General features: G+C 49.8%; 16 protein-coding genes and 8 tRNA genes. 22 read left to right on the forward strand and 2 right to left on the reverse strand.

The window, feature by feature from the left end; all coding sequences use genetic code 11:
• Nucleotides 1-522 precede the first annotated feature (522 nt).
• From lolB to G5S52_RS18500, 15 genes are all read left to right on the forward strand, one after another.
• Nucleotides 523-1,131 (forward strand): lipoprotein insertase outer membrane protein LolB, encoded by a 609-nt coding sequence (lolB, locus tag G5S52_RS18430; protein WP_165017215.1) that lies wholly within the window; start codon nt 523-525, stop codon nt 1,129-1,131.
• The gene (gene ispE / locus G5S52_RS18435; RefSeq protein ID WP_205743976.1) at nt 1,113-1,976 is read left to right on the forward strand and encodes a 4-(cytidine 5'-diphospho)-2-C-methyl-D-erythritol kinase; all 864 of its coding nucleotides are present in this window, start codon (nt 1,113-1,115) and stop codon (nt 1,974-1,976) included. The genes lolB and ispE overlap by 19 nt, the downstream gene beginning before the upstream one ends.
• A gap of 42 nt (nt 1,977-2,018) precedes the next feature.
• The gene (locus tag G5S52_RS18440; RefSeq protein WP_002542407.1) at nt 2,019-2,966 is read left to right on the forward strand and encodes a ribose-phosphate pyrophosphokinase; all 948 of its coding nucleotides are present in this window, start codon (nt 2,019-2,021) and stop codon (nt 2,964-2,966) included.
• A gap of 200 nt (nt 2,967-3,166) precedes the next feature.
• The gene (locus G5S52_RS18445; RefSeq protein ID WP_165017217.1) at nt 3,167-3,991 is read left to right on the forward strand and encodes a hypothetical protein; all 825 of its coding nucleotides are present in this window, start codon (nt 3,167-3,169) and stop codon (nt 3,989-3,991) included.
• Between the two features lie 175 nt (nt 3,992-4,166).
• The gene (gene pth / locus G5S52_RS18450) at nt 4,167-4,757 is read left to right on the forward strand and encodes an aminoacyl-tRNA hydrolase (protein ID WP_165017219.1); all 591 of its coding nucleotides are present in this window, start codon (nt 4,167-4,169) and stop codon (nt 4,755-4,757) included.
• 51 nt (nt 4,758-4,808) lie between these two features.
• Complete coding sequence (gene ychF, locus G5S52_RS18455) at nt 4,809-5,900, forward strand: redox-regulated ATPase YchF (protein ID WP_002542409.1); 1,092 nt, start codon at nt 4,809-4,811, stop codon at nt 5,898-5,900.
• Between the two features lie 496 nt (nt 5,901-6,396).
• Nucleotides 6,397-6,473, forward strand: a tRNA-Met gene (locus G5S52_RS18460).
• 21 nt (nt 6,474-6,494) lie between these two features.
• Nucleotides 6,495-6,581 (forward strand) — tRNA-Leu (locus G5S52_RS18465).
• Nucleotides 6,582-6,607: 26 nt separating this feature from the next.
• A tRNA-Gln gene (locus tag G5S52_RS18470) sits at nt 6,608-6,682 on the forward strand.
• A gap of 11 nt (nt 6,683-6,693) precedes the next feature.
• A tRNA-Met gene (locus G5S52_RS18475) sits at nt 6,694-6,770 on the forward strand.
• 91 nt (nt 6,771-6,861) lie between these two features.
• Nucleotides 6,862-6,948: transfer RNA gene (locus G5S52_RS18480), tRNA-Leu, on the forward strand.
• 56 nt (nt 6,949-7,004) lie between these two features.
• Nucleotides 7,005-7,091, forward strand: a tRNA-Leu gene (locus tag G5S52_RS18485).
• Between the two features lie 58 nt (nt 7,092-7,149).
• Nucleotides 7,150-7,236 (forward strand) — tRNA-Leu (locus G5S52_RS18490).
• Between the two features lie 28 nt (nt 7,237-7,264).
• Nucleotides 7,265-7,339, forward strand: a tRNA-Gln gene (locus G5S52_RS18495).
• Nucleotides 7,340-7,484: 145 nt separating this feature from the next.
• A complete protein-coding gene (locus G5S52_RS18500) occupies nt 7,485-8,957 on the forward strand; it encodes a protein adenylyltransferase SelO (protein ID WP_165017221.1) in 1,473 nt (490 codons plus the stop codon).
• An 85-nt stretch (nt 8,958-9,042) separates the two neighbouring features.
• Here G5S52_RS18500 and G5S52_RS18505 read toward each other — a convergent pair whose 3' ends face one another.
• A complete protein-coding gene (locus tag G5S52_RS18505) occupies nt 9,043-10,203 on the reverse strand; it encodes a 2-octaprenyl-3-methyl-6-methoxy-1,4-benzoquinol hydroxylase (RefSeq protein ID WP_165017224.1) in 1,161 nt (386 codons plus the stop codon).
• 294 nt (nt 10,204-10,497) lie between these two features.
• Between G5S52_RS18505 and miaB the strand changes: the two genes are divergently transcribed.
• From miaB to G5S52_RS18535, 6 genes are all read left to right on the forward strand, one after another.
• Entirely contained in the window at nt 10,498-11,922 is a 1,425-nt protein-coding gene (gene miaB, locus G5S52_RS18510) for a tRNA (N6-isopentenyl adenosine(37)-C2)-methylthiotransferase MiaB (RefSeq protein ID WP_062660657.1), read from the forward strand.
• Nucleotides 11,923-12,024: 102 nt separating this feature from the next.
• Nucleotides 12,025-13,101, forward strand: a complete 1,077-nt coding sequence (locus tag G5S52_RS18515; RefSeq protein WP_165017226.1) for a PhoH family protein — start codon at nt 12,025-12,027, stop codon at nt 13,099-13,101.
• A complete protein-coding gene (gene ybeY / locus G5S52_RS18520; RefSeq protein ID WP_002542301.1) occupies nt 13,102-13,566 on the forward strand; it encodes an rRNA maturation RNase YbeY in 465 nt (154 codons plus the stop codon).
• Nucleotides 13,567-13,591: 25 nt separating this feature from the next.
• Nucleotides 13,592-14,458, forward strand: coding sequence for a CNNM family magnesium/cobalt transport protein CorC (corC, locus tag G5S52_RS18525; protein WP_046307981.1), 867 nt, complete (start codon nt 13,592-13,594; stop codon nt 14,456-14,458).
• A 7-nt stretch (nt 14,459-14,465) separates the two neighbouring features.
• A complete protein-coding gene (lnt, locus tag G5S52_RS18530; RefSeq protein WP_165017228.1) occupies nt 14,466-16,016 on the forward strand; it encodes an apolipoprotein N-acyltransferase in 1,551 nt (516 codons plus the stop codon).
• A gap of 97 nt (nt 16,017-16,113) precedes the next feature.
• Nucleotides 16,114-16,701: a lipid-binding SYLF domain-containing protein gene (locus tag G5S52_RS18535; protein WP_165017231.1), complete on the forward strand. Its 588-nt coding sequence runs from the start codon at nt 16,114-16,116 to the stop codon at nt 16,699-16,701.
• A 96-nt stretch (nt 16,702-16,797) separates the two neighbouring features.
• Here the strand turns inward: G5S52_RS18535 and G5S52_RS18540 are convergent, their stop codons facing one another.
• Nucleotides 16,798-17,283, reverse strand: a complete 486-nt coding sequence (locus tag G5S52_RS18540; protein ID WP_002542305.1) for a zinc ribbon-containing protein — start codon at nt 17,281-17,283, stop codon at nt 16,798-16,800.
• Nucleotides 17,284-17,390: 107 nt separating this feature from the next.
• On the opposite strand from G5S52_RS18540, the gene leuS reads away from it, so the two are divergent.
• Entirely contained in the window at nt 17,391-19,964 is a 2,574-nt protein-coding gene (leuS, locus tag G5S52_RS18545; RefSeq protein ID WP_165017234.1) for a leucine--tRNA ligase, read from the forward strand.
• Nucleotides 19,965-19,973 lie beyond the last annotated feature (9 nt).

Raw genomic sequence — 19,973 nt, forward strand, 5'->3', positions numbered from 1 at the left:
TCCGAGCCGTGGATTTTACTTTATGGGCCCGTCGAATAAAAGATAACATTAGCTCCCTCTTCTCGTTAGCAAGCAGAAGTGTGACTTTTCCGCTTTCGCAACAACATATTCGTCCATTTTTTCAACAAGTAACAAATTGCATTATGTGGCTTTGTCCAAGTGGTGTGATATCTACATCGTATTGGAGAGATTTTTACCTCTGCCGCAGATATACCCAAACAACCTGAAGATGCAGGATTCAGCGAGATTGACTGGCGTTGTGATCGCGGCGTTCCTTTGCAGGTGTAGTCATCTCCATCAAAAAGGAACAACAAAGAGCACCGCGTCAGTCAACTCGCCCGAAGGGAGGCCCTCAATGCGCCCACTTCTTCGTTAAATTCCACGGAAATAGAACGACTATTCCTCGTAGAACTTACCTCGAATTGAACGCATTGATGACCTCTGAATGCGAGCATCTTTAGGTCGTTTGGGTATATAATCAGACCACTTCTCGATTGAGAAAACCGAAAACGGAGTTTGCCTATGTTCAGACGTCATCGCGTCTTGGTTGTATTTTTCTTCGCCCTATTGGGTTTGACCGGATGTTCCACCCAACCTATTCCTCAAACCGAGTGGCAAACTCATCAAAAGGCATTGGCAGAAATTACTGACTTCACTGCTAAAGGCAAAGTAGCGCTGATTAGTCCAGAACAGCGCGTTTCTGCCAATTTTGTTTGGGAGCAAAAAGATGACGAGCTTTCACTCCGCCTGACCAACTTCCTTGGTACTACCCTGTTTAAACTGGATGCCACCCCCGACATTGCAGTTTTGGTCGATGGCGACGGTGAACGTTATGTCGGTAGAAACGCCGCAAGTCTTTTAAAGCAACTGACAGGTATTGCCCTGCCCGTTGACGAGATGATGCAGTGGGTCAAAGGGCTGCCTGCAGAACAAAACGAATATACGCTTGGCGCAGATAACCGCTTGGCATTCCTGAGTGAAGACAAAGCCGATACCAATCAGGCTGGCTGGCAGTTGGAATACACTGGCTACGATGCTGATACCAACAACCTACTGCCATCGAAAATCAAAATGAATCAGCACCAGCAAAAAGTGAATCTGGTGATTTCTGAATGGGTTTTACCTCAATGACACAAACCACGTCTGTTTGGCCAGCACCGGCCAAACTTAACCTTTTCCTGTACATCACCGGCCAGCGCGATAATGGCTATCACGATCTGCAAACCCTTTTTCAGTTTCTAGATTACGGCGACACGCTTTCCATTACCCCCAATGACAGTGGCGAAGTCACCCTGTCACCGGAAATTGAAGGCGTCCCGGTTGAAGAAAATCTGATCTATCGCGCAGCGATGGCAATCAAAGAAAAAACCGGATGTACCTTGGGCGCGCACATTCACGTCGAAAAAGTGTTGCCAATGGGCGGCGGTTTAGGTGGTGGTTCCTCCAATGCTGCCACCACATTAGTCGCCCTCAATCACCTCTGGGAAACCCGGCTTTCTGTTGATGAGTTAACCGGTATGGGGCTGGCACTGGGCGCGGACGTCCCTGTATTTGTGCGCGGTACCACAGCGTTTGCAGAAGGGGTTGGAGAATTGCTCCAACCTGCCGAAGCAGAAGAGAAGTGGTATCTGGTAGCCAAGCCTGAGGTGAGCATTGCCACCGCAAAAATTTTTGGTCACCCCTCACTGACTCGCAATACACCAAAACGCACACTAAATGCGCTGTTGGCGGCAAATTACGAAAACGATTGCGAAAAGATAGTCAGAGAGTTGTTTCCAGAGGTTGATAAGGCTATTTCGTGGCTGCTAGAATACGCGCCGTCGAGACTGACCGGGACCGGCGCCTGCGTTTTCGCAGAATTCGAAAACGAAGAGGACGCGCGAGCCACCTTAAACAAATTGCCCGACTGGCTCACTGGCTTTGTCGCACGTGGTGTGAATACCTCACCACTGCTATCGACACTGAAAGTACAATGAGACAGACAACACTCAATGGATGCAACCCCGAGGTTTTCCACCGTGCCTGATATGAAGCTGTTTGCTGGTAATGCAACGCCTGTACTCGCCCAACGCATTGCGAATCGCCTATATATGTCACTAGGTGACGCTACTGTTAGTCGTTTTTCTGACGGTGAAGTGTGTGTACAAATCAATGAAAACGTACGGGGTAGCGACGTATTCGTTATCCAGTCGACTTGTGCGCCTACCAATGACAACCTGATGGAATTGGTTGTGATGATCGACGCACTGCGTCGCGCATCAGCTGGCCGAATCACTGCAGTAATCCCTTACTTCGGCTACGCTCGCCAAGACCGCCGTGTGCGTTCTGCGCGTGTGCCAATCACTGCAAAAGTTATCGCAGACTTCCTGTCTAACGTAGGTGTTGACCGCGTTCTGACTGTTGACCTGCACGCAGAGCAAATCCAAGGCTTCTTCGACGTACCAGTAGACAACATCTTCGGTACGCCGGTACTTCTGGAAGACATGCTGGCGAAGAAACTGGAAGATCCAGTCGTTGTTTCTCCAGACATCGGTGGCGTTGTACGCGCACGCGCAACTGCAAAACTGCTGGATGACACTGACATTGCGATCATCGACAAACGCCGCCCACGCGCGAACGTTTCTCAGGTTATGCACCTGATCGGTGACGTTGAAGGCCGTGACTGCATCATCGTTGACGACATGATCGACACCGGTGGCACTCTGTGTAAAGCAGCAGAAGCACTGAAAAACCGTGGCGCGAAGCGTGTATTCGCTTACGCAACGCACGCAGTGTTCTCTGGCAACGCGCCTCAAAACATCAAAGAATCTGTGATTGACGAAGTGATCGTCACTGACTCAATCCCGCTGAGCGCAGAAATGCAGGCGACCGGTAAAGTGTCTCAGCTGACTCTGTCAGGCATGTTGGCTGAAGCAATCCGCCGCATCAGCAATGAAGAATCTATCTCTGCAATGTTCGATTCTTAATCGCTCCCTTTTGCAGATGAAACGCCTCGCTTTCGCGGGGCGTTTTTGTTAAGCAATTCGCAGAAAAAAACACCCTACCCTATCTGCCTGTATCAAATTGTAAAAACCATTCCCGCGCCGCAACACGACACCAACAATACCTATTTAATCGCACAGCAATCCGTTACATATATTTAATTTCTATATTTGAGGTGTTGTAGATGAAAAGCAAAAAAGGACTTTTGATTTTAGCAAGCATGTCGGCTTTATCAGCATGTGGTGGTGGTGGTGGTGGCGATGGAGTGACATCACCAAACACTGGAGACATCGTTAGCATCCCGGCAACAACTCCAGGTAGCCAAACCTCATCCGGTTATGACACAAAAGATCTCTCGTACAGTATCAACATCGTTTACGATAACAATTTTAATACAGTGACAGGAACGGCTACTATCGCAGCCTACAATTCAACAGGCCGCATTAAAGGGTTGCTGGTGAGCGACACAGACAAAATATCCGCTCATGCTGATGGTTCTGCATTAATGTTGGAAGATAATTGGAATGACATAATGGGAAACCACTACACCTTTCCGATTTCCAGAACTGCAAACATTTACGAATTCACATTTGCACGAGGTGACGTGACTGTAGCGGAAGGTAGTATTGACTCTCTGCCAGACTACATTTTTGCCAATGGCGTAGCAAACGGAAACGATATTCACATTGAGATAACCGAATCCGCCAACCACATATATTCGTACAACGCTGAAATGCTCCAATGTAGAGTTGCAGGTGAATACAGCTACGATATTATTAAACATAATGTCTTCATTGATGAAGACACCACAAGACTTAACAGTGACTACCGAAACTCGATAATTAATATGTTCGGCTACAATTTCTCTGAACTGCAAAATGATTATGAATCATGCAAAGTTTCAGTTCTTCTGCTAGCCAGATCTGAAGCAATCAACGTAACTGAAAGTCACCGGAATATTGGGATTCATGCTTTCAGCACACATATGGTTGAAGTACCGCTGTTTTAAATAGGTAGACTCTCCGGCCCTTCGACATTCGTATCGAAGGGCCAACATACCCCACCCAAAATGGTTTCTTCGTTTGAGCAAAACTGCCTCTTGGTGGTAGGATAAGCCGCTTTTGGCACAGGGCGGTTTACCGTTGTGCATAAAACTGTCTACACAGAATAATGAGAATCTCACCGTGAGCGATAAAATTCGTCTTTTAGTGGGTCTGGCAAATCCAGGGCCGGAATATACAAAAACCCGTCATAATGCGGGTGCCTGGGTAGTTGAAGAATTAGCGCGCATTCATAACGTGTCGCTGAAAGAAGACAAAAAATACTTCGGTTTGACTGCCAGAATCAGTGTGGGTGGCGAAGACCTGCGTCTACTCGTTCCAACCACATTTATGAATCTGTCAGGCAAGTCGGTCGCTGCACTGGCGAAATTCTTCCAAATCAAACCGGAAGAAATCATGGTGGCTCATGACGAGCTGGATTTGCCACCAGGTGTTGCCAAATTTAAAAAAGGTGGCGGTCACGGTGGCCATAATGGTCTTCGCGACATCATCAGCAAAATGGGCAACAACAAAGAATTCTATCGTCTTCGTGTCGGGATCGGGCATCCAGGGCACAAAGACAAAGTGGCGGGTTTTGTGCTGACAAAAGCACCTGCCAACGAACAAAGCCAAATCGAGCAAGCCGTTGATGAAGCAGTTCGCTGCATCGACATTTTGCTGAAAGAAGATCTGGCCAAGGCGCAAAATCGCCTGCATACATTTAAGGCTCAGTAAGCGTCAGCTGACTGAGCTTTCACTGTTTATACAACGAAAGGTTACCATCTCATGGGTTTTAAATGCGGTATCGTTGGTCTGCCAAATGTCGGTAAATCAACTCTGTTCAACGCTCTGACCAAAGCAGGTATTGAAGCGGCTAACTTCCCGTTCTGTACCATCGAACCAAACACTGGCGTGGTACCAGTGCCAGATCTGCGTTTGGACGCACTGGCTAAAATCGTAAACCCACAACGTATCCTGCCAACCACAATGGAATTCGTAGACATCGCTGGTCTGGTAGCTGGTGCTTCTAAAGGTGAAGGTCTGGGTAACAAGTTCCTAGCTAACATCCGTGAAACCGACGCGATTGGCCACGTTGTTCGTTGTTTTGAAAATGACAACATCATCCACGTTGCGGGTAAAGTGAACCCAGCTGACGATATCGATGTTATCAACACCGAACTGGCACTGTCTGACATGGAAGCGTGTGAACGCGCTATCCAGCGCCAAGCGAAGAAAGCGAAAGGCGGTGACCGCGATGCGAAATTCGAAATCGCGGTACTGGAAAAGCTACTTCCAGTGCTGGAAGAAGGCAAAATGCTGCGTTCTGTTGAACTGACCAAAGAAGAACACGCAGCGGTTGACTACCTGAACTTCCTGACCATGAAGCCAACCATGTACATCGCAAACGTGAATGATGATGGTTTCGAAAACAACCCATACCTGGACATCGTTCGCGAGATCGCTGAAGCAGAAGGCGCAACTGTTGTGGCAGTTTGTGCAGAAATCGAAGGCGAACTGTCTGAGCTGGACGCTGATGAAGCGGCAGTGTTCCTGGAAGAAATGGGGCTTGAAGAACCTGGTCTGAACCGCGTGATCCGCGCAGGTTACGACCTGCTGACGCTACAAACATACTTCACCGCTGGCGTGAAAGAAGTACGCGCTTGGACTATCCCTGTCGGTGCAACTGCGCCACAAGCTGCGGGTAAGATCCACACTGACTTCGAAAAAGGCTTTATCCGTGCAGAAATCATCGGATACGACGATTACATCGAAAACAACGGTGAAGCAGGCGCGAAAGTAGCGGGCAAATGGCGTTTGGAAGGTAAAGATTACATCGTTAAAGACGGCGACGTTATCCACTTCCGCTTTAACGTGTAATTACAAATACAATCTCTTATACCCAAACGACCTGAAGATGCTCGTATTCAGAGGCCATCAATGCGTTCAATTCGAGGCAAATTTTACGAGGAATAGTCATTCTATTTCCGTGGAATTTAACGAAGAAGTGGGCGCATTGAGGGTCTCCCTTCGGGCGAGTTGACTGACGCCGTGCTCTTTGTTGTTCCTTTTTGATGGAGGTGACTACACCTACAAAGGAACGCCGCGATCACAACGCCAGTCAAACTCGCTGAATCCTGCATCTTCAGGGTGTTTGGGTATATTAAAAAGCTGGCTTCTGCCAGCTTTTTTATTTCCCGAAGTTAAGGACTTGCAACGCTTTCAAGCTTGAGTTGTTAGAATTTCAACCTTCCTGCTCAATTTCACACCGAACTCACCAAATGGGTAAAAAAAGCCAAGAAAAAAGGTTGACGTTGTCAGCCCTTCTTCGCATAATGCGCCCCGCACTCAGGGGGAGACCCCAGAAAGTAAAGATGGCTACGTAGCTCAGTTGGTTAGAGCACATCACTCATAATGATGGGGTCACAGGTTCGAATCCCGTCGTAGCCACCATCTTCTTTCCTATGCAAATATGCGATGGTGGCGGAATTGGTAGACGCGCTAGCTTCAGGTGTTAGTGTCCTTACGGACGTGAGAGTTCAAGTCTCTCCCTTCGCACCAAATCTTTGCTAAGGCAAAGTAACTGTTGGGGTATCGCCAAGCGGTAAGGCAGCGGCTTTTGATGCCGCCATTCCCTGGTTCGAATCCAGGTACCCCAGCCATATTTCAGGTTGGCTACGTAGCTCAGTTGGTTAGAGCACATCACTCATAATGATGGGGTCACAGGTTCGAATCCCGTCGTAGCCACCACTAATATTGAAGGTCTTGAGACTTTCAGCCAGATAAGAGAAACTACCGATTCTCAGAAAGCGAAGGCTTTCAGTCTGGGAAAACAAAATTTGCGATGGTGGCGGAATTGGTAGACGCGCTAGCTTCAGGTGTTAGTGTCCTTACGGACGTGAGAGTTCAAGTCTCTCCCTTCGCACCAAATACCTTGCTCGAAAGAGAGTCAGACAAGGCTAAAAACTGACAACAATTCGGATTGCGATGGTGGCGGAATTGGTAGACGCGCTAGCTTCAGGTGTTAGTGTCCTTACGGACGTGAGAGTTCAAGTCTCTCCCTTCGCACCAATCCCCTTGCTCTAAAAGAGAGTCAGACAAGGTTAAAAACTGACAGACAATTAGGTTTGCGATGGTGGCGGAATTGGTAGACGCGCTAGCTTCAGGTGTTAGTGTCCTTACGGACGTGAGAGTTCAAGTCTCTCCCTTCGCACCAAACCTTTGCTGAGAAGCATAAAAACAATTGGGGTATCGCCAAGCGGTAAGGCAGCGGCTTTTGATGCCGCCATTCCCTGGTTCGAATCCAGGTACCCCAGCCATATTTAAAAGCTCGCTTCTAGCGGGCTTTTCTCGTTTTAGACCTAGGGTCAGTTGATCTTAAGAGTTTCTCCCCAAACCTTACGTGGTTGAAAGCCGCTGCAATCCCTGTACGCTTGAAGTATTCGGAACAAGGAATTAGCAGTCATGGCGTCGTTCGAAAATCCTATCAAGCATCAAGTCTATCTTTCATTACCGGAAGAGATGTATTCCCCCCTCGCGCCGCGTCGCGTGGAGTCGCCTTCTCTTTTAGCCCTTAACAAAGCATTACTTGATGAATATGGCTTGTCGAGCAACTGGTTTGAAGATGCCAAAGGCATTCACTTTCTTGCAGGCAATGGCGACTATGACGGTGAAAGCCCTGTTGCCATGGCTTATGCGGGTCACCAATTTGGGCACTACTCGCCACTGCTTGGGGACGGCCGCGCACATATGCTGGGTCAACTTCAAAACGCGGATGGTGCATTCATTGATGTGCAACTGAAAGGCTCCGGCAGAACCCCTTATTCGCGAGGTGGCGATGGAAGAGCAACGGTTGGGGCTGTAGTACGCGAATACCTCATCAGCGAAGCCATGGCGGGGCTTGGTATACCAACCACCCGCACCCTTGCCATTCTGGGTACTGGCGAGTCCGTGATGCGCGATTACCAAATGGTGCCGGGCGGTATTCAGGTTCGCACAGGTGCCAGTCACATTCGCGTGGGCTCTTTTCAATATGCTTATGCCAAGATGGGTAAAGATGGCGTCCAAGCGCTTGCCGATCACCTTATCGAACATCACTTCGCGGAAGTGGCCAGTCATGAAGATAAATACCCAGCCTTACTTGAAGCCGTTGCCGTTCGGCAAGCACAGTTGATTTCTCAATGGATGCTGGTTGGTTTTATCCATGGCGTCATGAACACCGACAATATGTCTCTGGTTGGCGAAACCATCGACTTTGGCCCTTGTGCCTTTATGGATGAATTCAAGGCCAAGAAAGTATTCAGCTCGATAGACCGCGATGGCCGATACGCTTGGGATCAGCAAGCCAATATCGGCTACTGGAACCTGTCACGCTTTGCAGAAACTTTACTGCCGCTGTTTGCTGACGACTCGGATGAGGCGGTGAAGATTGCGGAAGATAAACTACAAACCTATATCGTCACCTTCCAGGAGCTGTTCCAAAAGGGGTTGATGACCAAGCTCGCGATCACTTCGAATTCCAAAGAAGCTGATGCCTTTGTTAATCAAGCACTGCCAACGCTGGAATCTGAGCGTATCGACTTCACACTGTTCTTCGATGCGCTGACACGTGTTGCCAATGGAGAGGAAGAAACTGAACTGCTTTCCCTGTTCGACAATCAGGAAAAAGGTCAGATTTGGATCAGTGAGTGGCATTCACTTAAAGATGATAGTGAAGCAGCACTAAAGGCAATGCGAGAAGCCAACCCCGCTTTAATTGCCCGAAACCATCAGGTGGAAAAAGCGATTGAGGATGCGATGGAAAGGAACGACTTTGCGCTATTCCACCGACTGGCAGAAGCACTGAAAACGCCTTATACCATCAGCGAAGAAAACCGTGATTTACAAACGCCACCAGCACCGGAAGAGCGTGTACTAAGAACATTCTGTGGTACATAGTCGTAGCTCAACGAGCAGATTTAGCGACATGACTGACGCTGGATAAATGGCGATACACAAGACAGTTTATCGCCATTCAGGTAATTCAAAGGCCCATAGCGTACTTAAGAACCTGTTGCTTAACCGGCCCACTGTTTTCCGCCAACTTTAAGCCGACATTGCGCAATAGTTTAAGCGGCGCAATTTCGTTGCTAAACCCGCCATAGAACACATCCATACCGGTTTGCATGATGAGGTTATCCGGTTTACGTTTGCGCTCGTAAGATGCCAATACGTCTTCATTCAGCCACTCGACACCTGCATCGGCGACCACATCCAGTAAAGCATCCACGTCTTTAAAGCCGAGGTTTACACCCTGCCCTGCCAGCGGATTGATAGTGTGGGCAGCATCTCCCAATATCACCACATTCTTGTTGAAGTAACGCTGGGCATGCCGACGGGTTAATGGAAACGCGCCTTGTTGGATGACTTCAATATCACCCAGCTCTTGCGGGAAGTGCGCAAGGATCTCTTCCTTTAGCGCCTCTGGCGACATGGCACACAAGGCTTTTATGCGTGATGGACTGTCATACCACACCAGTGAACCTTGATGCCCAGGCAAAGGTAGGAAAGATCTCGGGCCATCAGGGGTGAACCACTGCCAGGTAATATCTTGCTGTGGCAGGTCAGTTTTAACATTCACCAACATACAATGCTGACGGTAATCCCACGCAGTCACACCAATTTTGGCGTAATCACGTACACGGGAATTCGCCCCATCCGCTCCGACCAGCCAACGGCCATGAAGCAAAGTGCCATCTTCCAATTCAACAACGTGCCCTTCGGAGTCGGCAAGCATAGCGACAATATTGCCCGGGCAAAGTACTTCCAGATTCTCTTGCGCCAAGCAAGCATTCCAAAGTGCGAGTTGCAGGATACGGTTTTCGACAATGAAACCGAGTTCTGCTAAATCCATGCTATCTGCACTGAAGCGGATACGACACTCAGGATGTTCCCAGGTTTCCAGACGTCGATACGGGCAAAGACGCATGTTCAGCACGTCATCCCAAACTTTCAGGGATTTGAGCAAAGAGACAGAGGCAGGAGAAATCGCAGACACACGGAGATCCATCGGCTGCTCAGGAGAAAAGGCTTTTGGCTCGCTTCGCTCAACCATGGCGACGCGTTTACCCTGCTTAGCAAGGCCCAATGCTGTGGCAGCACCGACCATGCCACCGCCAACGACGATAATATCGAATTGTTTCATAACACAATCTCTAAAATTCCTGCGCCCATTCTAGCGCCACCTCACTTAAATGCGACTCCTGCAGGCGCTGCTCATCCCTAAATCCACTAAAAAATTTGGGGAGAACGTGATCTGGTCACAGATTGACTAAAGCAGTACAATACGCGGCTTATCAACGGTTGGGGCTATTTTTCGTTGCCTCAAGCCGAACAAAGAACCATGATTTCCGGTTGGGATTTCCGCGGCGAACAGCCAGCGATGATTAAGTGCCTCCCGGCCGGAACACGTAAAACATCAACATGAGCAATGAGTTACATGGCTAAGAAACTGCTGATCAAAACCTGGGGCTGCCAGATGAACGAATACGATTCATCAAAAATGGCGGATCTGCTCAATGCGGCCGGTGGCTACGAGCTGACCGAGGAGCCGGAAGAAGCAGATGTACTGCTTCTGAATACCTGTTCTATCCGTGAAAAGGCCCAGGAAAAAGTGTTCCACCAGCTGGGTCGCTGGAAAAACCTGAAAGATCAGAAGCCAGGTCTGGTGATCGGCGTAGGCGGCTGTGTAGCTACTCAGGAAGGTGACCACATTCGTGAACGCGCACCTTATGTTGACGTTATTTTTGGTCCGCAAACCCTGCACCGTCTGCCTGAAATGATCAAAAAATCTCAGCAGGACGAAGCACCGGTCATGGATATCTCTTTCCCTGAGATTGAGAAATTCGACCGTTTGCCAGAGCCACGTGCAGAAGGCCCAACGGCATTCGTTTCAATCATGGAAGGCTGTTCTAAGTACTGTACCTTCTGCGTAGTGCCTTACACCCGTGGTGAAGAAGTCAGCCGTCCACTGGACGATGTGCTTTACGAAATCGCACAGCTTGCTGAGCAAGGTGTTCGTGAAGTGAACCTGCTGGGTCAGAACGTTAACGCCTACCGTGGTGAAATGCACGACGGCGAAATTTGCTCATTCGCAGAACTGCTGCGTTATGTAGCGGCGATCGACGGTATTGACCGTATTCGCTACACCACCAGCCACCCAATCGAATTTACCGACGACATCATCGAAGTGTACGAAGACACCCCAGAAGTGGTGAGCTTCCTGCACCTTCCAGTTCAAAGCGGTTCAGACCGTATCCTGACTATGATGAAGCGTCCGCATACAGCGATCGAATACAAGTCGAAGATCCGTAAACTGCGTGAAGCACGTCCAGGCATCGCTATCAGCTCTGACTTCATTGTCGGTTTCCCAGGTGAAACTGACGCGGATTTCGAAGCGACCATGAAGCTTATCCGCGATGTTAACTTCGACATGAGCTTTAGCTTTGTTTACTCACCGCGTCCAGGCACACCTGCAGCAGACATGCCTGATGACACGCCAGAACAAACCAAGAAAGAGCGTCTGTATGAACTGCAACAGCAGATCAACGCACAGGCGATGATCTACTCTCGCCAGATGCTGGACTCTGAGCAGCGTATTCTGGTTGAAGGACCATCGAAGAAGAATCTGATGGAGCTGCGTGGCCGTACTGAAAACAACCGCGTAGTTAACTTCGAAGGTTCTGTCGATTTGATCGGTCAGTTCGTTGATGTAAAAATCACCGAAGTACTGCCAAACTCACTACGCGGTGAGCTGGTTCGTACTGAAAAGGACATGAATCTGCGTGTGGCGGTTTCGCCTGCAGAGATGATGGCAAAAACACGCAAAGAAGATGATCTTGGCGTAGGCGTGTATACTCCGTAAATATACGGAGGCCAATAAAGCCATCCCAAGCCTCGCAGAAGCGAGGGTAATCACCTGTTATCGGCGTCCTATACAGACGCCGATAACCATTGCGAGGAAGCATTGAACAAAGTCATTACTTTAGAAGTATCACTGGAACCAGCTGATAATTCGCGCCTGGCCAGCCTCTGCGGCCCTTACGATGACAACATCAAACAGCTCGAACGCCGTTTAGGTGTGGAAATCAATCACCGAAATCATCAATTCTCCGTGGTCGGCCAATCTCACACCGCCACTGCCGCTATCGACATTCTCAAACGACTTTACGTTGAAACCGCACCGGTAAAAGGCAATTTCGTTGACCTCGAGCCAGAGCAGGTACATCTGGCGATCAAAGAAAGTGGTGTGCTGGAGCAAAGCATCGAGTCATCGATCCCTTACGGCAAAGAGATCAACATCAAAACCAAGAAAGGCGTGATCAAGCCGCGTACACCCAATCAGGCACAATATATTGCCAATATGGTGACGCATGACATCACCTTTGGTATTGGTCCTGCCGGTACAGGTAAAACCTACTTAGCGGTTGCTGCAGCAGTTGATGCGCTGGAGCGTCAGGAAATCCGCCGTATTTTGCTTACCCGTCCTGCGGTTGAAGCTGGTGAGAAACTGGGCTTCCTGCCAGGCGATCTGAGCCAGAAAGTCGATCCTTACCTGCGCCCGCTCTACGATGCCCTGTTTGAAATGCTGGGTTTTGAGCGCGTAGAGAAGCTAATTGAACGCAACGTCATTGAAGTCGCGCCGTTGGCATACATGCGTGGCCGTACGCTCAATGACGCCTTCATCATTCTTGATGAGAGCCAGAACACCACCGTGGAGCAGATGAAGATGTTCCTGACACGTATCGGTTTTAACAGCCGTGCGGTCATCACCGGTGACGTGACGCAGATTGACCTGCCACGTAATGCAAAATCTGGCCTTCGTCATGCGATAGAAGTGTTAGCAGATGTGAACGAAATCAGCTTTAACTTCTTCCAAGCGGATGATGTGGTTCGTCACCCTGTCGTTGCACGTATCGTACAGGCCTATGATGCATGGGAAGCGGAAGACGCCCGTGCCCGTAAACAAGCGGAAGAGCGACGTCGCCAGGAACGCGAAGCAGCATTAAATGCCGCACCGCCTTCAGAAGAGAAGCAACCGTAAATGCAATATTTTGTCGACCTTCAAATTGCGACACAAAGCACTGACAATCTGCCCACTGAACAGCAGTTTCAGCAGTGGTTTGAGCAAGCCGTCAAATCTTTCCAAGAGCAGGCGGAAGTCACAATCCGTCTGGTGGACGAGTTTGAGAGCCAGTCTCTTAACCGCGACTATCGCGGAAAAGACAAGCCGACCAACGTGCTGTCCTTCCCGTTCGAAGCGCCTCCGGGCGTGGAGTTGGATCTGCTGGGCGATCTAATTATCTGTCGTCAAGTCGTCGAAAAAGAAGCGGAAGAACAGAATAAAGACCTACTTGCCCACTGGGCGCACATGGTTGTACACGGCAGTCTCCATCTGCTAGGTTATGACCATATAGACGATGAAGAAGCCGAAGAGATGGAGTCTCTCGAGATTTCTATCATGAACGCACTGGGTTTCGAAAACCCTTATGCGGCGGACTTCATCTAATATCAACGTTGTAAAAATAGAGACAATGAACGAAGACAACTCACAAAGCTCTGAAGGTCCGAGTAGAAAGACCTTCTTCGAACGTTTAGGACAGATCTTTCAGGGTGAGCCTAAAGATCGTCAGGAACTGGTAGATGTATTCCGTGATTCAGAACAGAACGATCTGATCGATCACGATACACGGGATATGCTCGAAGGCGTTATGCAGATTTCTGAAATGCGCATCCGAGACATCATGATTCCGCGTTCGCAGATGGTGACCATCGAGCGCTCACAACCTCTCGAAGAAATCATCACCATCATCAACGACGCCCAGCATTCACGCTACCCGGTGATCAGCGATGATAAAGACCACGTTGAAGGCATCCTGCTGGCAAAAGACTTGCTGCGTTACCTGATGCCGGACAGCGAACCGTTCGACATCGACAAAGTGATCCGCCCAGCCGTGGTTGTGCCGGAAAGCAAACGTGTTGACCGACTGCTGAAAGAATTCCAGGAAGAACGCTACCACATGTCGATTGTTGTCGACGAATTTGGCGGCGTATCTGGCGTGGTGACTATCGAAGATATTCTTGAGGAAATCGTCGGCGACATCGAAGACGAATACGACGACGAAGAAGAGCAGGAAATCCGCCAGCTCAGCAAGCACACCTTCGCGGTGAAGGCACTGACTACACTGGAAGATTTCAATGAGAAGTTCGGTTCTCAGTTTAGCGATGACGACATCGACACCATCGGTGGCCTTGTGATGACCAGCTTTGGTCACCTGCCAGGACGTGGTGAAGAAGTGGACATTGAGAACTTCCACTTCAAGGTGACGGCAGCTGACAGTCGACGCATCATCCAATTGCAGGTTACTATTCCAGATACTACTGCAGAGGAAACGGCATAAACGTCAAATGCTAAACATCGAAACATTTAAGCGGCCCCAAGTATTCATGCGGATCTTCGGGGCCGCTTTTTCAGGTGCACTCGCCACCCTCGCCTTCGCGCCTTACTCCTTCTGGCCAGCCATGCTGGTCTCTCTGGTGGCACTTCTCCTTCTTATTCATGGACAATCTCCGAAGCGTGCCGGCTACATCGGATTTTTCTGGGGACTGGGTCAATTCGGCACTGGCGTCGGCTGGGTTTACGTCGTTATCGAGAAATTCGGTGGGCTGCCTACCGCAATTGGACTGGCCTTGATTGGTCTGTTGGTTGCTTATCTCGCACTGTTCCCTGCGCTTTTTTCCTATATCCTGCGCCGTGTTCAACTGCCGCTGGCACTTTCCTATTTGCTACTGGCACCATCGCTCTGGCTGTTGGTTGACTGGTTCCGTGGCTGGTTCCTGACAGGTTTCCCATGGCTCTGGCCGGGTTACAGTCAGATTGAAGGGCCATTAGCCTCCTTTGCGCCCATGTTTGGTGTACAAGGTATTACGCTCGCACTGCTTATCATTTCAGGCTCAATCGCTATCACGCTGATAAACCGAAAAGCGTCTGCGCTTCTTCCAGCATTGGTTGTTGGCGCAGTTGCAACTGGTGCCTCTTTTGTACCTTGGGTTCAGGAAACGGGAGAGAGTGTGGATGTGGCAATGGTTCAGGGTAATGTGCCCCAAGAGCTAAAGTGGCTGCCGAGCCAGCGTTGGCCTACCCTGCTGGCATATCAGGACATGACACGCCAGAACTGGGATGCAGACATTGTGATTTGGCCGGAAGCGGCCATCCCTGCTCTGGAGCGCGATTTACCGGATTTCCTCGCGCGTTTGGATGCCGCGGCCATCAATAATGACACAGCACTAGTCACAGGCGTTCTGGATATCAACTCAGACGGGCAGGCCTACAACAATGTGATTACTCTTGGTGACAATGGTGAAGGCGGTTACAGCTACCCATCTTCTCAGCGTTACAGCAAACACCACCTGTTGGTGTTTGGTGAGTTTGTGCCGTTTGAAGATATCCTACGCCCTCTAGCGCCGCTGTTTAATCTCCCCATGTCATCATTCAGTCGCGGTGATTACACTCAGTCAAACATTGACGCCAAAGGCTACCAGCTTGCACCCGCGATTTGCTATGAAATCGCCTTCAGCGATCAGGTTAGGCATAGCCTCACAGAAGAGTCGGATTTCATTCTGACCCTTTCCAATGACACATGGTTTGGTACCTCGATTGGTCCCCATCAGCATTTAGAAATCGCCCGCATGCGCGCGCTGGAAAACGGCAAGCCGGTTCTGCGAGCGACCAATACCGGCCTGACCGCTGCTATTGGCTACAAAGGGGACATTATCGACCAAATCCCGCAGTTCGAAACGGTAGTTCTTAGAACTGATGTGCCGACGACGGCAGGCCAGACACCTTACACCCGCTTCGGAGACTGGCCTCTCTATGCATGGATTGTTCTGTCAGGGTTGGCACTGGTTCTGTTAACCCGCGGTCAAAAATCAACCGTTAGCACTCAGTCGCAACAATAAGAGCGAACAAGCAACGTAAAATCATGTCTTAATCAGCCAGAGGGATTTATTCCTCTGGCTTTTTTGTTGATTGATTTTGTTTGATATGGAGAGTCTTATGCGCGCCTTGGCCAGAATTGCGTCTTCCATTGTTATCCTTTTGGCATCAGTCTTTGCTCCACTTTCCCATGCCGAGCCAGATGCCGAACTCTTTGCTGATACCCGTGCTGCATTGGCGAACTTTCATCGCTTTGAACAGGTAAAACCTTTCTTTGAAAAAGCTTATGGCTACGCGGTATTCCCTTCTGTCGGCAAAGGTGGCTTCTGGATCGGCGGCGCATATGGCAATGGACTGGTTTATCAGGGTAATCAAACTGTCGCCGAAGCCGAATTGATTCAAGTGTCGGTAGGACTGACCTTCGGTGGGCAGGCATTCAGCGAGATACTTTTCTTTGAAGACAAAGAAACCTTCGACAGTTTTATGTCGGGCAGCTTTGAGCTCGGAGCGCAGGCTTCTGCCACCGCTTTAACTGAAGGCGCTGCGGCACATGTCGGCACGACAGGCACCTCTGCCAGTGCAGGTAGTGCGCAATCCAAAGCCTATTACATCAATGGCACCGCCATTTTCACCCAAGCTAAGGGCGGCTTGATGATCGAAGCGGCCTTGGCAGGCCAAAAGTTCAATATCGAGCCGCTGGGGAATTAAGACAAACCGATCCTGGGTCCTAGGTCCTAAAAATTTGAAGGGTAAACAAACCAGTGTTCAGCCTCTTTGCCCATCAGCTCTCAGCGTCAGAGCCGACTATGCAGGAAACGGCTTTCGGCTAAACTGTTTACTGCCACATTTAATGCATGGCGTCAGCACATCCACATGGGTGTGCTCAGTCTGATTGCCACATTTCTCACAAATCAAAATGCCGAGCCCTACCACTTCACCGGCGTTGTAGACGCCATGATGCTGAATGTCCTGAAGCACCTCGCGCCACTCGAGTTGAGTTTTATCAGTGATCTCCGCAAGCTGCTCCCACAACGTGTTGGCAATCAGGTCACGAAACAGCGCACCATCATCTTTGTTTTCTTCGGGCTCGTTGTAACGTGCACCAAACTCCTGCACATCGCGTTTAAAATAAGCTTCGATAAGTGCAAGCTCATCTTTGGTCATATCCGACGCCGCTTTCACGTACTTTTCAGACAAATCCAGCCAACGTTGTAACTCTTCCGGGCTGTGCTTTAGTGCTTCGCTGATCCGTTCGACCAGCACCTTGTACTCCGCTTTTTGCTCTGACATAGGCCACCTCTGCATTCAACTGTTGTTGCGCCTTCTACCTTTAGTTATTCTATGTCGATTATTTTGGTTCATTTTATACCTATCTCACAAATTCCCGGATGTCATCGATGCAAGAACAATACCGTCCACAGGACATCGAGCCTAAAGTTCAGGCCGATTGGGACAAGAACAAAACCTTCGTAGTTCAAGAAGACCCAAGCAAAGAAAAGTTTTATTGCCTTTCCATGTTCCCGTACCCAAGCGGTCGACTACACATGGGTCACGTACGTAACTACACCATCGGTGACGTAATCTCCCGCTACCAGCGTCTGCAAGGCAAGAACGTCATGCAACCAATCGGTTGGGATGCGTTCGGTCTGCCGGCAGAAAACGCAGCGGTGAAGAACAAGACTGCACCAGCACCTTGGACTTACGAGAACATTGACTACATGAAGAACCAGCTGAAACTGCTGGGCTTCGGCTACGACTGGGATCGCGAATTCGCGACCTGTACGCCTGAATACTACCGTTGGGAACAAGAGTTCTTCACCAAACTCTACGAGAAAGGTTTGGTTTATAAAAAGACCTCTTCGGTTAACTGGTGTCCGAACGACCAAACCGTTCTGGCGAACGAGCAGGTTGAAGACGGTTGCTGCTGGCGTTGTGACACGCCTGTAGAACAAAAAGAAATCCCACAGTGGTTCATCAAAATCACTGCGTACGCACAAGAGCTTCTGGATGATCTGGAAACACTGGACGGCTGGCCTGAGCAGGTTAAAACCATGCAGCGTAACTGGATTGGCCGTTCTGAAGGTGTTGAGCTGAAATTCCAAGTAGCTGGCGAAAGCGATCTGGAAGTGTACACCACCCGTCCTGACACTCTGATGGGCGTGACTTACGTGGGTATTGCAGCAGGTCACCCTCTGGCAGCGAAAGCAGCGCAAGACAACCCTGAGCTGGCCGCGTTCATTGAAGAATGTAAAAACACCAAGGTTGCTGAAGCTGAGCTGGCGACCATGGAGAAAAAGGGTATGGATACCGGCCTGAAGGCTATCCACCCTCTGACCGGCCGTGAAGTGCCAATCTTCATCGCGAACTTCGTGCTGATGGATTACGGTACAGGCGCAGTGATGGCAGTACCGGGTCACGACCAGCGTGACTTCGAATTCGCAACCAAATACGGCCTGAACATTGAGCCTGTGATCCTGGCGGAAGACGGCAATGCCCCAGACATTTCTGAAGCGGCGCACACCGAGAAAGGTGTTCTGTTCAACTCAGGTGAGTTCGACGGCCTGAGCTTCGAGCAAGCGTTCGATGCGATTGCAGCAAAACTGGAATCAGAAGGTAAAGGTCACAAAACTGTTAACTTCCGTCTGCGCGACTGGGGTGTTTCACGTCAACGTTACTGGGGTTCTCCAATCCCAATGGTGACCACTGAAGACGGTGAAGTGCATCCAGTACCGGCAGACCAATTGCCAGTTATCCTGCCTGAAGATGTTGTGATGGACGGCGTAACCAGCCCAATCAAAGCAGACAAGAGCTGGGCAGAAACCACCTACAATGGTCAACCTGCACTGCGTGAAACAGATACCTTCGACACCTTCATGGAATCAAGCTGGTACTACGCACGTTACTGTTCACCAAAAGCAGACGAGATGCTGGATTCAGAAGCAGCAAACTACTGGCTGCCAGTTGACCAGTACATCGGTGGTATCGAGCACGCTGTTATGCATCTGCTCTACTCTCGCTTCTTCCACAAACTGCTACGCGATGCAGGCTACGTTAAGTCTGACGAACCGTTCAAGCGCCTGCTGTGTCAAGGCATGGTGCTTGCTGATGCGTACTACTACAACAACGACAAAGGCGCGAAAGTTTGGGTTTCTCCTACTGAAGCGACCGTTGAGCGTGACGAGAAGGGCCGCATTACCACAGCCGTAGATACTGAAGGTAACAACCTTGTTCACTCAGGCATGACCAAAATGTCTAAGTCGAAGAACAACGGTATCGACCCACAAGAGATGGTTGATAAATACGGTGCTGACACCGTGCGTCTGTTCATGATGTTCGCATCACCAGCAGACATGACCCTTGAGTGGCAAGAGTCTGGCGTTGAAGGTGCGAACCGATTCCTGAAGCGTGTTTGGAAACTAGTATTCGAGCACACTTCAAAAGGTGAAGTGGCTGCGCTGGATACATCAGCACTGAACGCTGATCAGAAAACACTGCGTCGTGAAGTTCACAAGACTATCGCGAAAGTGGGCGATGATATCGGCCGCCGTCAGACCTTCAACACCGCGATCGCTGCGATCATGGAACTGATGAACCGTCTGACTAAAGCACCTCAAGACACTGATGCTGACCGCGCTATCCTGGATGAAGCAGTGAAAGCAATTGTTGCGATGCTGTACCCAATCACTCCGCACATCAGCACTGAGCTGTGGGCTGCGCTGGGTCAAACTGACATCGACAACACGGTATGGCCGGTTGCTGACCAAGACGCCATGGTGGAAGACGAGAAGCTGATCATCGTTCAGGTGAATGGCAAGCTTCGCGCGAAAATCACCGTTGCAGCAGACGCAGCTAAAGAATCAGTAGAATCGATGGCGCTGAACGACGAGCACGTTGTGAAGCACACCGAGGGTAAAACCGTACGCAAAGTGATTTACGTACCGGGCAAACTGGTTAATATCGTTGCTAACTAACACAGGGAG

Source organism: Grimontia sedimenti, from assembly GCF_011045095.1.
GTDB lineage: Bacteria > Pseudomonadota > Gammaproteobacteria > Enterobacterales > Vibrionaceae > Enterovibrio > Enterovibrio sedimenti.